This window comes from Shewanella sp. 10N.286.52.B9 (genome assembly GCF_002873635.1).
Classification (GTDB): Bacteria; Pseudomonadota; Gammaproteobacteria; order Enterobacterales; family Shewanellaceae; genus Shewanella.
In genome coordinates, this window is record NZ_MCTY01000190.1 from 48,562 (window position 1) to 61,532 (window position 12,971).

Below are 12,971 nucleotides of genomic sequence, written 5' to 3' on the forward strand. Positions count from 1 at the left end.
CAAAATTTACCCAACTTACCTCCCGCTAACACTCAGCAGTTAACATCAATTGCCGAACATAATCGCTGTCAGTAAAAAATCGAGCGCTAACACTGCTAAACTCGCCTGAACCACAGTGGATGTGGTCGCTCGGCTAATGCCTTCGGGGTTGGGAATGACTTCATAACCACGATATAAAGATATCCAGGTTACCACTACGCCAAAAAGCACACTTTTGATTAAACAATTTACAATATCTTGGCGCCACTCAACCGATGCTTGCAGAATTGACCAAAAAGAGCCGCTATCAATGCCTTTCCATTCAACTCCCACTAAATGACCGCCGATAATGCCAACAAGACAAAACATCATCACTAATAATGGCAGGGTGATAACCCCCGCCCAAAAACGTGGCGCTATGATTTGGTGTAAAGGGTCAACCGCCATCATCTCTAAGCTTGATAACTGCTCGGTTGACTTCATTAAGCCAATTTCAGCGGTTAATGCCGAGCCTGCGCGCCCTGCAAAAAGTAATGCCGCAACCACAGGACCAAGCTCTCTTAATAAGCTCAATGCCACCATGGGCCCTAGGCTTTCGACCGTGCCAAAATCAGCCAGTACCGTATAAGCTTGTAATGCCAGCACCATACCGATGAACAGGCCAGAGACTATGATGATCACCATGGAGCGAACACCCAACACATAAACTTGCTTGGTGATTAAGCCAATATCTTTTTTAACATTCGGCCAACGGGCAATAGCGCCCCATAACATCAGCCCTGCTCGGCCTAGACCTGAAATAAAATCCAAAGCAAAGCGGCCAATATTACTGATAAAGTTAATCACGTCCACTTAACATCTCCTGTTGATAGTCTTCAGCTGGATAATGAAAAGCCACCGGCCCATCGGGTGCTCCATGAATAAATTGCTCAATTTGTGGATTGGTTGAAGCCCGTAATTCAGCAGGCGTGCCTGAAGCGATTACTTTTTTCTCGGCGATAACATAAACATAGTCGGCAATACTCAATACTGCATCCACATCGTGGGACACGACCACCGAAGTCAGCCTCAATGTTTCAGATAATTCGCCAATCAATTTCACCAGCACCGCCATCGAAATAGGATCTTGACCGGCGAAAGGCTCGTCATACAAAATCATTTCAGGCTCAAGTGCTATCGCCCGCGCCAATGCAACTCGGCGCTGCATGCCGCCGGATAACTCATTGGGCATCATCAGAGCGGCGCCCCGCAGCCCCACGGCTTGCAGCTTCATCAACACAATCTTACGAATAATAGTTTCAGCTAACCCTGAGTGCTCACGCAGCGCAAACGCCACATTATCAAACACATTCATATCGGTAAAAAGCGCCCCACTTTGAAACAACATACTCATGCGCTTTCGCTGCTCAAATAATTGTTGCCGCTTCAGTTGGTGAATGTTTTGCCCAGCAAAAAGCACCTCACCACTATCAGGGGTTAATTGACCGCCGATAAGTTTAAGTAAGGTGGTTTTACCTATGCCACTTGGCCCCATAATGGCGGTCACTTTGCCAGTTGGAATGCTGAGACTGATATCATCAAAGATAACCTTAGTCCCTCGGCTAAAGCCCATGTTCTTAACTTCTACAAGGGCTGACCTAGTGGGCTCTAAACTTGGAGTAGACATGTCTATAGAGGAAATAATAGCCTTCCTAGAGAACGAGATGTAGAGCTGAAGTGTACGAAATTGTGTAAGAACCTACAACAAATCAATCACCATGCGTTACAATCCCTAACAATTTTCGCAATAGCGACGATTTTTGTTAATATCTGACAAAAATATCGCCATAACTCAAATAATTGGAACAAGATGCTTTTTAATATCATGATGCTCATCGTCGGATTGGGCGCATTAGTTTGGAGCGCAGATCGCTTTGTTTACGGAGCTGCCGCCTTTGCTAGAAACTTAGGCCTGCCACCAATGTTAATCGGTTTAACCATTGTGGCCATGGGCAGCTCAGCGCCAGAAATGCTGGTTGCTGCCACCGCATCAATGGAAGGCATGAGCGATACTGCAATTGGTAACGTGCTCGGCTCAAACGTGGCTAACATCACCTTGATATTAGGGGTTACCGCATTGTTTGGGGCTATTTCAGTTCGCTCAGAAACCTTAAAGCGTGAAATTCCAATCATGATTGCGGCAACCGTATTAGCTGGCTACCTTATTCACGATGGCATGCTCACCCGTGTTGAAGGAGGGGTATTATTAATCGCATTTTTCGCCTTGATGGGCTATTTCATTTGGAGCGCGATGCGAAATAAGAAAAAAGATGTCCTAGCTGATGAGTCTGACGCAGAGATCCCTAAAAATGTACGCACATTACATGCTATTATCTGGATCATTGTTGGTATGGTGTTATTGCCACTCTCGGCAGACTGGATGGTGACGGGCGCGGTAGGCATTGCCAAGACATTTGGCTTGTCAGATCTGGTCATCGGCTTGACCATTATTGCCATTGGCACCAGTTTACCGGAACTAGCAGCATGCATCGCTGGCGTCCTAAAAAAAGAAGACGACCTCGCGATTGGTAATATTGTTGGCTCAAACATTTTTAATATTTTAGCAGTGCTGGCCATTCCAGGGCTGATTGCCCCAGGTGAAATCGACATAAATGCAAGCGGTCGAGATTTTTACATGGTACTAGCAACCAGCACCGCATTAGCAGTACTGGTATTATCGAGTGGCGCTAAAAAGCAGCTTACTCGCTGGCATGGAGCCCTTTTATTAATCGTCTTTATTGCGTACCAAGTTGTCTTATTTCAATCACAATAATGGGGCATAAAGATGTGTGACTCACCAAAGCGTAACCCGAAATCGCTTTGGACAATAGAGAGATACATATGACAGAACAAACACAATTGCGCCAATGGGGTCGTCAAGTCATTGATATTGAAAAGGCAGCATTAGATAACCTTTATCAATATGTAGACTCAGACGAGTTTGGCCAAGCCTGTGAACTCATTTTAGAATGTAAAGGCAAAGTCATTGTCATGGGCATGGGCAAATCTGGCCACATTGGCAATAAGATTTCTGCCACACTCGCCAGCACAGGCACGCCTGCATTTTTTGTTCACCCTGGCGAAGCAAGCCATGGCGACTTAGGCGCTCTGGCAAAAAATGATATTATTTTAGCCATATCAAATTCTGGTGAAGCCAGTGAAATTCTCACCTTAATGCCCGTTATACAGCGCATGGGGGTCCCGGTAATCGCGATTACGGGTAAACCAGAATCCAATATGGCCAAGCTATCTAAACTGCATTTATGTATTGAAGTGCCTGAAGAGGCCTGCCCATTAGGGCTAGCACCAACATCAAGCACTACCGCAACCTTGGTGATGGGTGACGCCTTGGCCGTAGCATTATTGCAAGCGAAAGGCTTTACCCGTGATGATTTCGCCCTATCCCACCCTGGTGGATCTTTAGGTCGTAAACTATTACTTAAAGTCAGCGATGTAATGCACAAAGGCGCTGATATTCCACAGGTGAAAAGTGAGCTCTGCATTACTGAAACCCTATATGAGATCTCAAATAAAGGTTTAGGTATGACTGCAGTGATCGATAATGCAGACAAGCTAGTCGGGATCTTTACTGACGGTGATTTACGCCGCGTCATCGATGCTGAAGTGAACCTGCGTACTACCGCTATTGCCGATGTAATGACAACCAACTGCATTACCATCAGCCCAGGTATTTTAGCCGCGCAAGCATTACAGATTATGGAAGAAAAAAGTATTAACGGTTTAATTGTCGTAGACGAGAACCAACGCCCAGTCGGCGCACTTAACATGCTCGATATGGTTAAAGCTGGAGTCATTTAACATGTCATTACACGAAACACTGCACCAAGGTTTTTACGGCCCAATCTCTGATGATGTTTGGCAAAAAGCCAAAAAAATTAAGCTGCTTATTTGCGATGTCGATGGGGTATTTTCCGATGGCCGTATTTATTTAAGTAATGCAGGGGAAGAGTTAAAAGCATTTCATACCCGTGATGGTTATGGCATTCGCTCTATTTTAACCAGTAATATTCATGTTGCTGTGATAACCGGGCGTAAATCTGCCATTGTGGAAAATAGAATGACCGCTTTAGGTGTCACTCATATTTATCAAGGTGTTGATGATAAACTAGTGCCTTACCAAAGCCTGTTAGATACCTATGGCGTTAGCCCAGATGAAGTCGCCTATATTGGTGATGACATGGTTGACTTACCTGTGATGAAACAGGTTGGCCTTGCAGTTTGTGTGGCTGATGGCCATCCTTATGTTAAACAACATTGCCATATGACCACCACCATTAACGGCGGAAATGGCGCATTACGTGAACTCACCGATTTGCTATTACTTAGCCAAGATAAGTTTGAAAATGCCCACGGAATGAGTATATGAGCCGAGTGACCTTCGCTATTATCGGATTTTTTGGCGCAGCCTTAGTCCTTTATTGGCAAGTACAAATTAAACGTAGTCAGATGGAGGCAAGTAAATTGCCTGCCCCTGCTCGCCCTGATTTTATCGCCAATGACTTACGCACCACTGAATTTAATGAGCAAGGTTTAGTGCAAAGCCGAGTCTCAGCGAAATACATGGAGCACTTTCAGCAAAGTAATGAAACCATGTTTACTGAGCCTGTCTACCTTATTTATCCTGAAAATGGTGAAGCCGAATGGCAATTAAGCGCAGATTTAGGCAAGCTGAATAATGAAACAGGCAAAGTAGTTTTAGAAAATAATGTTATTATTGATGCAATAAACATCGACGAGCCATTACAATCTTTGACAACCACCATGTTGGCACTCGATATGAACACCATGATTTTGACCTCAGATAGACAAATTTTTGTTACTGGGTCAGATTTTAATATACAAGGTTTAGGCCTGTATGCTGATTTAAATGCTCAAGAACTTGAACTTTTAAGTCAAGTAGAAGGAACGTATGAAGCAAAGTAAACTTTTGATTGCCTCACTACTCAGTGTAGTCAGTATTGCCAGCGCCTATGCAAAAGAAGGCGATTTACAGCAAGAGCTTAAAGTCGCAGCTGTGAGCCAAAAAGCTGACATAAAAAACAATCAGGTCATCTTCTATGGCCCAGTTAATGTGACTCAAGGGTCGATTAACATTAATGCCGACGAATTACGCGCATTTGGCACCGAAAGCGGCACCCAAAAAACCATGATTGCCACAGGTAACCCTGCGACATTTTCCCAAGAGTTAGATGATGGCCGTATTGGTACTGCCAGTGCCGATGAAATTAAATATGAGCTTGCCACTAGCATTTTAACCTTAACGGGTAATGCTAAATTGGACCAAGCTGGCAGCCAGGTTACTGGTAACCTAATTAGCTACAACATTGAAAAGCAGCAGTTAATTGCTGAAAGCACCGGTACTGGTGAAGATCGGGTTATCACTATTTTTCAACCAGAAAGTCACCCAGACTTGATTGATTCTGAAAAGAAAAAAGATGAGCAACCACATTTACCAGACAGCGCTAAACCCGGTGATGACACGCCACCAGCTATAATTGAAAACAACAATTTATCTGCTGTAGAGGCTGTGAACTCAACTGAAACACCCGAAGTAACTGAATCACTTAACGCTGAGGCGCAGGCGACATTGTCAGCCCCAGCAGCTGAGCAAAATGACTAATGACCCAAATTACGTTAACCGCTGAAAATCTCGCTAAGAGTTATAAAAGTCGCCAGGTAGTAAAAGATGTCAGCCTGACGGTAAAAACCGGCCAAATTGTTGGCTTACTTGGCCCTAATGGTGCGGGTAAAACCACCACCTTTTATATGGTCGTAGGCCTAGTCAAAAGTGATAAGGGCCGCATTCTGATCGATGAAGATGATTTAACCGCAGATCCAATGCATTTGCGCGCCCGAAAAGGCATTGGCTACTTACCTCAAGAAGCCAGTATTTTTCGTAAGCTCACAGTACACGATAATATAATGGCAGTGCTTCAAACTCGCAAAAGCTTATCAAATGAGCAGCGCATTGAAGAACTGGAACATTTATTAGAAGAATTTAACATAACTCATATCCGTGATAGCCAAGGTATGGCGTTATCGGGAGGCGAGCGTCGCCGAGTTGAAATTGCACGCGCATTAGCGGCAAATCCTAAGTTTATTTTATTAGATGAACCTTTTGCAGGGGTAGATCCTATCTCAGTAATCGACATCAAGAAAATTATTCAACAACTTAAAAGCCGTGGTTTAGGGGTGCTAATTACCGACCATAATGTCCGTGAAACACTTGATGTGTGTGAGCGAGCATATATTGTGAGTCACGGAAACTTGATTGCTGAAGGAACACCTGCTGAGATCTTAGTCAATCAGCAAGTTAGGTCGGTATACTTAGGTGAACAATTCAAGCTATAGTTAGCACTATTCAGTTTTTAGTATGGCATTCGCGGCCAACAACAAACCTTAATCTAGTCTATTTTTCTAGGATCATAAACTAGCGCCCACACTGTTCGTCGCGATGATGTAATTCAATTAGGGACAAGCGGTACATGAAAGCCTCACTCCAACTCAAAATGGGTCAACACTTAACCATGACCCCACAGTTGCAACAAGCGATTCGCTTATTGCAACTTTCCTCATTGGAGCTACAGCAAGAAATTCAACAAGCACTTGATTCAAACCCGCTATTAGAGCTTGAAGACGAATTCACTAAAGCCAAAGAGCCCGTAAAAGAAAACGCCCTGCAAACTGACACCGATTTTAGTGATAATAGCCAAGTCACCATAGAAAAAGACACCTCAACGGTTGATACCACTGAATCGCTCACTAAAGATTCTATGCCTGAAGAACTCCCTATGGATACCACATGGGATGAGGTGTATACCGCCTCGCCTACTTCTGGCTCTGGCGCAGTATCGAGCGGTAATGATATGCCGTTTCAAGGCGAAACCAGTGAAGGCTTGTATGAGCATCTTGAATGGCAAAAAAACCTCACTCCCTTTTCTGAAAATGACTTAGTGATTGCAACCGCCATTATTGATGCCATTGATGAGCGCGGTTACCTCACCCAGAGCGTTGAAGACATTTTGCAATCCTTAGGCACTGACGATATCGAACTCGATGAAGTTGAAGCTGTACTTAAACGGGTACAACACTTCGATCCCGTCGGCATTGCAGCGCGAGATTTAAGTGAGTGTCTATTAATTCAATTAGGCCAATACCCTAATGAAATTCCTTGCATAGATAATGTTAAGTTACTGATTAAAGATCATCTTGATTTAATCGCCGGTCGTGACTTTAGGTTACTGATGCGTAAAACCAAGCTTAAAGAAGATGATTTACGTGAAGCCATTGAATTTATTCAAACGCTCAATCCACGTCCAGGCTTGCAAATTACCCCCATTAAAGATGAGTACGTCATTCCTGATGTTACTGTACTTAAAAAGAATGGTCGCTGGGTGGTCGAGCTAAATCCCGATAACATGCCTAAAATTGGCGTTAATCAGCAATATGCAGCTATGGCCAAAGGCGGTTCAAGCCAAGCTGACAGCCAATTTATTCGTGGTCATTTACAAGAAGCTAAATGGTTTATCAAAAGCATCGATAGCCGTAATGAAACCTTACTAAAAGTGGCTAACTGTATCGTACAATTTCAGCAAGGTTTCTTTGAGTTCGGTGAAGAAGCCATGAAGCCGATGGTGCTCAATGATATTGCTGAAGCGGTTGAAATGCACGAGTCGACCATTTCACGGGTCACGACCCAAAAATACATGCATACCCCCCGTGGACTTTTTGAACTAAAATATTTTTTCTCAAGCCATGTAAGTACCGATGATGGTGGAGAATGCTCTTCTACAGCAATTCGCGCATTTATTAAAAAGCTCGTAGCTGCAGAAAACCCGAAAAAGCCTCTTAGTGATAGTAAAATGGCGACACTATTGGCTGAACAAGGGATTAACGTTGCTCGACGTACGATAGCCAAATATCGAGAGGCAATGCTCATCCCTCCCTCAAACCAACGCAAAAGCTTATAACTTTTGTTATTGGAGGATGACCTATGCAAATTAACCTGACTGGAAACCATATTGAAATAACTCAATCTTTACGGGAATACGTGCAAACAAAATTTTCAAAGCTTGAACGACACTTCGAACAGATCAATAATGTTCACGTTGTGCTCGATGTTCAAAAGCTACAACAGATTGCCGAAGCCAAACTGCACCTAAAAGGCGGTGAAGTGTTTGCTGTATCGCGTAACGCTGATATGTATGTGGCAATAGACGCCCTGATAGATAAGCTAGACCGTCAGGTAATTAAACATAAAGAGAAACTCACTAAGCATTAACGATGGAACTTCGTACCATCCTGCAGCCGGCGTGCACTACCTGTGCCACTCCGGGCAGTAAGAAAAAGGTACTGGAATTAATCAGCAATTTAATGGCTGCCCAGTACCCAACCCTTTCTTCACAGGCTATTTTTGAAAGTCTAATAGCGCGTGAAAAAATGGGCAGTACAGGTATAGGAAATGGCATAGCAATTCCACATGGGCGCTTAGATAATATCGAAGAACCCATTGCTATTTTAATCAAATGCGAAGAGCCAATCGCCTTTGATGCCATAGACAAGCAACCTGTAGATATTTTATTTGCGCTTCTTGTACCTGCAGATCAGTGCCAGCAACACCTAAGCACATTATCTAGCATGGCAGAGAAACTCAGTGATAAATTGATACTTAAACGACTTCGAAAGAGTCATGACGCTACAGAACTTTATCAGGTTATTACTGCATGAAACTTGTCATCGTATCGGGACGTTCAGGTTCAGGAAAATCAGTCGCACTGAGAGTGCTTGAAGATTTAGGTTATTACTGTGTTGATAACCTGCCACTGCCACTGATTGGCAGCCTGCTTGAACAGCTTAAAGATAGTAACGAGCTTGTCGCCATTAGCGTCGATGTGCGTAATATCGAAGAGCAAGGCAAAGTACTCAAAGAGCAAATTGCTTTACTGTCTGACGATACCAGCATTACCAGTTTCTTTTTAAACGCCAACGATAAAGTGTTACTGAAGCGTTTTAGTGAGACCCGCCGATTACACCCACTGTCTAAGAATCAAATTTCGTTACAAGAAGCCATTAAGCTTGAGGGGCGGTTACTCGAACCCATAGCCAAAATGGTTGATCACTATATCGACACCTCGCAAACTAATATCTACGAATTGAGCGATCATGTTCGGCAAATCTTGCTAGGCAGTGTTGATAAAGAATTAGTGGTACATTTTGAGTCATTTGGCTTTAAGCATGGCATGCCGGCTGAAGCAGACTTTATGTTTGATGTGCGCTTTTTACCGAATCCGCACTGGGAGCTTGAGTTAAGGCCCTACACAGGCCTAGATGCGCCCGTGCAAGAGTTCTTAGAGCGACAGCCTTTGGTGAATAAGTTTATCTGGCAAATTGAAAACCTTTTTGACACTTGGATGCCACATTTAGAGCGTAATAACCGCAGCTACCTGACCATTGCCATTGGTTGTACTGGCGGTCAGCACCGTTCGGTTTATATTGCCGATCAGCTCGCTAAACGTTTCAACAACTCTAAGCACAAAGTCAGCGCCCGCCATAGAGAGCTTGGCATTGAATAAGCTAACCACAACGCCAGCCAAAACGGTGGCCTATTCAAAGCAAATTACCATCAGTAACAAGCTAGGCTTGCATGCGCGAGCGGCGACTAAATTGGCAATTTTAGCTACCGAGTTTGACGCAACTATCACCCTTATCCAAGGTGAGAAACAAGCCAGTGCTGCCAGTGTATTGGGGTTATTAATGTTAGAAAGTGGCATTGGTAAAATCATTACTGTTGAAGCTCAAGGCCGTGATGCAGAAAAAGCCCTTGAGGCCGTATGCAAGTTAATCAACGATAAATTTGACGAAGAAAGCTAACCGCCTGCGCCCAGTAACATCTCCAAGGAAACACAGCGACTCACCTTTACCATTATTTTATTAGCTATACTCAACACACCACCAAGCAGTATTAGCGTATTTATGAATTGCGCATCAAGCCATCAGATATTAGAAATTTCTTCATTCTTTCCGGTGAGTTAAGTTAACATTTCATCATCGTCTTTTCAGGAGTAGCCAATGGGTATTGAAGTCATCGACAGCGAACTGACCGAACAACGTCTTAATCAGCTTACACAAGCATTAGGTAGCGGTATGTTTGTTCATGTCAGAAATATGCTTCATGACATGGCCGCCTCCGATGTCGCATTAATTCTTGAATCATCACCGCCGAAAACTCGTCAAGTGTTATGGCAACTGATTGATCATGAGCAAGCGGGTGAAATCCTAGAAGAACTCGGTGAAGAGTTAAAAGATTCACTCATCAGCGCTATGACCCCAGAAAAAGTAGCCCAAGCCACCTCTGGGATGGATACCGATGACTTGGCTTACATCTTAAGAAGTTTGCCAGATGCTGTTTATAAAAAAGTACTGCAATCCATGAGCAGTCAAGACCGCCATCGCGTCGAACAAGCACTGTCATACCCTGATGACACCGCTGGCAGTATCATGAATACTGATACGGTCACTTTGCGTCCTGACGTTAATATTGATGTGGTATTACGCTATTTGCGCCAGCGCGGCAACTTACCCGATACCACAGATACCTTATATGTGGTTGATCGCAACGATCATGTGCTTGGTGGGGTGCGCCTTGCCGATCTACTCACCTGTGATCCTAATTCAACCATTCGCAGCATCATGGATCCTGAATTAGAAAGCATCCCTGTGGACATGCCTGATAATGAAGTGGCGCAATTATTTGAACGCCATGACTGGATTTCGGCCCCAGTGGTAGATGAAGCGCAAAAATTATTAGGCCGTATTACCATTGATGATGTGGTCGATGTTATTCGTGAAGACGCCGAACACTCAATGATGGGGATGGCGGGTATGGATGACGATGAAGATACCTTTGGCCCCGTAATGAAAAGCACCTTCAGACGCTCGCTATGGCTTACCATTAACTTGTTTGCCGCCTTACTTGCTGCATCAGTAAGTAATATGTTTGAAGGCACGTTAGAGCAATTTGCCACCATCGCGATTTTAATGACTATTGTCCCTAGTATGGGCGGTGTGGCAGGCAATCAAACCTTAGCTCTGGTTATTCGTGGTATCGCCTTGGGTCATATTGGCCAAAGTAACTCCCGTTGGCTTATCGGTAAAGAATTAGCCATTGGTTTTCTTAATGGCCTCATGTGGTCGGTACTGGTCTTCTTTGCAGTGTGGCTATGGAAAGGTGATATGGCACTGGGCGGTCTCATTGGCGGCGCGATGCTCATTAACATGACCGTTGCCGGACTAGCGGGGGCCAGTATTCCGCTCATACTTAAAAAACTCAATATCGATCCGGCATTGGCTGGCGGTATGGTACTAACCACAGTCACCGATGTGATTGGCTTATTCGCCTTTTTAGGCTTAGCGACCATTTTCTTAATGTAGCGCCGTAAAACCCCCTCTCTCATCAGCATAAAAAGCGGCATTTATTGCCGCTTTTTTGTGCCTTAAAACCATAGAGTTTTAATGGTTACTTTTGTTTACCAATTAAAACCAATTCGCACCAAAATAGTACTTTTGCACCAAGATGTTTCACGCTCACTTTTTAGAGCTAACACTTTAAAAAAATAAGTCACTGTAATAAAAGGGTAAAATATTTATTTCATAATTGGCACAAGTATTCCATTGAGTTACGTATCACTAAAGAGGTAGCTTTTAATTTGACCAATTTAGTGGAGAAATTTAAGCCTTATAAATTTGAATATCAGCAGGAGTCGATGATGAAATTATTACACACATGTTTGAATCTTTGTCGTAATCAGTGCCACTTTTATAAGCATGTAGGCTGTAGCCTATGGGAAGTAGAATAGTCTTATCGTTAAGCCGACGAAGTTAATCGCTTTTAAATGCTTGGAGCTAATATGTCAGCACAAACAAAGTTTTATCCCGAGAGCTTTCAGCAGCAAGTGATCGCTGAAGTGAAGCAACATAATCGATTAATTTCTGATGTTGCTAAGCAATACTGCATCTCAGCAAAAACGGTTTACCAATGGGTTAAAAATAAAGAAACCGCGATGACATCAAAAACTAATGCCGAGGGCGTGACCACTCGCAAGCGTACACAAGCTAAACAGAAAAGCGCTTTAGTGTCAGAGATAGCTCACTTACAACTTAAGTTATCTCAGCTGAATCAGCAGCTGTTATCGATTAATAGCAATTAGTGGGGATTAACACAGTTCCGACAAACTTGATTGAATTAAACGCTGCCCCCATCGGCAATTAATTAGCGACAAATCTATTGTAAAATATAGAGCTGTTCACCCTCAGGTTTGTCAATTTTATTACATAAAAAGCTGATATAAAGCAGCTATGTAAGCTAAAAACCTGCAACAGGGACTAACAATAATAATAGGTCGCAGGAATGCCAAAAGGCAGTGTAAGGCCGGTGCTAATGAAAGGATGTCATTGGTGCCCGTGAATACGAAACGAATGGATTTTAAGACTGTTCCGGCAGGTTTGATTCGATAAGCGCACCACCCCAAGTGCACTTATTAAGAAGCTAATATTCCGACGATAAAGGCTTTTAAACAATCAAGCTTGTCAATTTTATTCAAGCTCAGTGACTGCATTCCCCCCATGATTGCAGTATCACTGAATTGAAACCTGCAACAGGGACTAACAATAATAATAGGTCGCAGGAATGCCAAAAGGCAGTGTAAGGCCGGTGCTAATGAAAGGATGTCATTAGTGCCAGTAAAGACAAAACGAATTGATTTTATAACGATTCCGATAGGTTTGATTCGATAAGCGCACCACCCCAAGTGCACTTATTAAGAAGCTAATATTCCGACGATAAAGGCTTTTAAACAATCAAGCTTGTCAATTTTATTCAAGCTCAGTGACTGCATTCCCCCCATGATTGCAGTATCACTGAATTGAAACCTGCA

Annotated in this window: 15 protein-coding genes; 13 read left to right on the forward strand and 2 right to left on the reverse strand. The window is 43.4% G+C overall.

The window, feature by feature from the left end; all coding sequences use genetic code 11:
• Window positions 1-45: 45 nt before the first annotated feature.
• Together mlaE and BCU91_RS14305 are read right to left on the reverse strand one after the other, a co-directional pair.
• The gene (mlaE, locus tag BCU91_RS14300) at window positions 46-831 is read right to left on the reverse strand and encodes a lipid asymmetry maintenance ABC transporter permease subunit MlaE (RefSeq protein WP_102440105.1); all 786 of its coding nucleotides are present in this window, start codon (window positions 829-831) and stop codon (window positions 46-48) included.
• A complete protein-coding gene (locus tag BCU91_RS14305; RefSeq protein WP_102440104.1) occupies window positions 818-1,645 on the reverse strand; it encodes an ATP-binding cassette domain-containing protein in 828 nt (275 codons plus the stop codon). The genes mlaE and BCU91_RS14305 overlap by 14 nt, the downstream gene beginning before the upstream one ends.
• 183 nt (window positions 1,646-1,828) lie before the next feature.
• Here BCU91_RS14305 and BCU91_RS14310 point away from each other — a divergent pair, with 183 nt between their 5' ends.
• The 13 genes from BCU91_RS14310 to BCU91_RS14370 all read left to right on the forward strand — a co-directional run bounded on the left by BCU91_RS14310 (window position 1,829) and on the right by BCU91_RS14370 (window position 12,245).
• Window positions 1,829-2,791, forward strand: a complete 963-nt coding sequence (locus BCU91_RS14310) for a calcium/sodium antiporter (protein ID WP_102531746.1) — start codon at window positions 1,829-1,831, stop codon at window positions 2,789-2,791.
• A 68-nt stretch (window positions 2,792-2,859) separates the two neighbouring features.
• A complete protein-coding gene (locus BCU91_RS14315) occupies window positions 2,860-3,837 on the forward strand; it encodes a KpsF/GutQ family sugar-phosphate isomerase (protein WP_076539174.1) in 978 nt (325 codons plus the stop codon).
• 1 nt (window position 3,838) lies between these two features.
• A complete protein-coding gene (gene kdsC, locus BCU91_RS14320; RefSeq protein ID WP_076539176.1) occupies window positions 3,839-4,405 on the forward strand; it encodes a 3-deoxy-manno-octulosonate-8-phosphatase KdsC in 567 nt (188 codons plus the stop codon).
• Window positions 4,402-4,962 carry an LPS export ABC transporter periplasmic protein LptC gene (gene lptC, locus BCU91_RS14325; RefSeq protein WP_102440101.1) on the forward strand — a complete coding sequence of 187 codons (561 nt, stop codon included), beginning with the start codon at window positions 4,402-4,404 and terminating at the stop codon, window positions 4,960-4,962. Before kdsC ends, lptC begins: the two co-directional genes overlap by 4 nt.
• Window positions 4,949-5,659 (forward strand): lipopolysaccharide transport periplasmic protein LptA, encoded by a 711-nt coding sequence (gene lptA / locus BCU91_RS14330; RefSeq protein WP_102531747.1) that lies wholly within the window; start codon window positions 4,949-4,951, stop codon window positions 5,657-5,659. Before lptC ends, lptA begins: the two co-directional genes overlap by 14 nt.
• A complete protein-coding gene (lptB, locus tag BCU91_RS14335; protein WP_076539182.1) occupies window positions 5,659-6,390 on the forward strand; it encodes an LPS export ABC transporter ATP-binding protein in 732 nt (243 codons plus the stop codon). The genes lptA and lptB overlap by 1 nt, the downstream gene beginning before the upstream one ends.
• A 134-nt stretch (window positions 6,391-6,524) precedes the next feature.
• Entirely contained in the window at window positions 6,525-8,009 is a 1,485-nt protein-coding gene (locus BCU91_RS14340) for an RNA polymerase factor sigma-54 (RefSeq protein ID WP_102440099.1), read from the forward strand.
• Window positions 8,010-8,032: 23 nt separating this feature from the next.
• Window positions 8,033-8,320: a ribosome hibernation promoting factor gene (hpf, locus tag BCU91_RS14345; RefSeq protein WP_076539186.1), complete on the forward strand. Its 288-nt coding sequence runs from the start codon at window positions 8,033-8,035 to the stop codon at window positions 8,318-8,320.
• 2 nt (window positions 8,321-8,322) lie between these two features.
• Complete coding sequence (gene ptsN, locus BCU91_RS14350; protein WP_102440098.1) at window positions 8,323-8,766, forward strand: PTS IIA-like nitrogen regulatory protein PtsN; 444 nt, start codon at window positions 8,323-8,325, stop codon at window positions 8,764-8,766.
• Window positions 8,763-9,611 (forward strand): RNase adapter RapZ, encoded by an 849-nt coding sequence (gene rapZ / locus BCU91_RS14355; protein ID WP_102475893.1) that lies wholly within the window; start codon window positions 8,763-8,765, stop codon window positions 9,609-9,611. Before ptsN ends, rapZ begins: the two co-directional genes overlap by 4 nt.
• Before the next feature lie 25 nt (window positions 9,612-9,636).
• A complete protein-coding gene (locus BCU91_RS14360; protein ID WP_102440123.1) occupies window positions 9,637-9,909 on the forward strand; it encodes an HPr family phosphocarrier protein in 273 nt (90 codons plus the stop codon).
• Between the two features lie 198 nt (window positions 9,910-10,107).
• Window positions 10,108-11,469, forward strand: coding sequence for a magnesium transporter (mgtE, locus tag BCU91_RS14365; protein WP_102440096.1), 1,362 nt, complete (start codon window positions 10,108-10,110; stop codon window positions 11,467-11,469).
• Between the two features lie 476 nt (window positions 11,470-11,945).
• On the forward strand, window positions 11,946-12,245 hold the full coding sequence (locus BCU91_RS14370; protein WP_102440095.1) for a transposase: 300 nt from the start codon (window positions 11,946-11,948) through the stop codon (window positions 12,243-12,245).
• The last annotated feature ends 726 nt before the right edge of the window (window positions 12,246-12,971 follow it).

Bases quoted from the DNA above. Each gene is read 5' to 3' on its own strand.
- BCU91_RS14370 (WP_102440095.1), top strand. From the start codon at position 11,946: ATGTCAGCACAAACAAAGTTTTATCCCGAGAGCTTTCAGCAGCAAGTG.
- lptC (WP_102440101.1), top strand. From the start codon at position 4,402: ATGAGCCGAGTGACCTTCGCTATTATCGGATTTTTTGGCGCAGCCTTA.
- rapZ (WP_102475893.1), top strand. From the start codon at position 8,763: ATGAAACTTGTCATCGTATCGGGACGTTCAGGTTCAGGAAAATCAGTC.
- BCU91_RS14310 (WP_102531746.1), top strand. From the start codon at position 1,829: ATGCTTTTTAATATCATGATGCTCATCGTCGGATTGGGCGCATTAGTT.
- BCU91_RS14340 (WP_102440099.1), top strand. From the start codon at position 6,525: ATGAAAGCCTCACTCCAACTCAAAATGGGTCAACACTTAACCATGACC.
- lptB (WP_076539182.1), top strand. From the start codon at position 5,659: ATGACCCAAATTACGTTAACCGCTGAAAATCTCGCTAAGAGTTATAAA.
- mgtE (WP_102440096.1), top strand. From the start codon at position 10,108: ATGGGTATTGAAGTCATCGACAGCGAACTGACCGAACAACGTCTTAAT.
- ptsN (WP_102440098.1), top strand. From the start codon at position 8,323: ATGGAACTTCGTACCATCCTGCAGCCGGCGTGCACTACCTGTGCCACT.
- BCU91_RS14305 (WP_102440104.1), bottom strand. From the start codon at position 1,645: ATGTCTACTCCAAGTTTAGAGCCCACTAGGTCAGCCCTTGTAGAAGTT.
- BCU91_RS14315 (WP_076539174.1), top strand. From the start codon at position 2,860: ATGACAGAACAAACACAATTGCGCCAATGGGGTCGTCAAGTCATTGAT.
- kdsC (WP_076539176.1), top strand. From the start codon at position 3,839: ATGTCATTACACGAAACACTGCACCAAGGTTTTTACGGCCCAATCTCT.
- hpf (WP_076539186.1), top strand. From the start codon at position 8,033: ATGCAAATTAACCTGACTGGAAACCATATTGAAATAACTCAATCTTTA.
- lptA (WP_102531747.1), top strand. From the start codon at position 4,949: ATGAAGCAAAGTAAACTTTTGATTGCCTCACTACTCAGTGTAGTCAGT.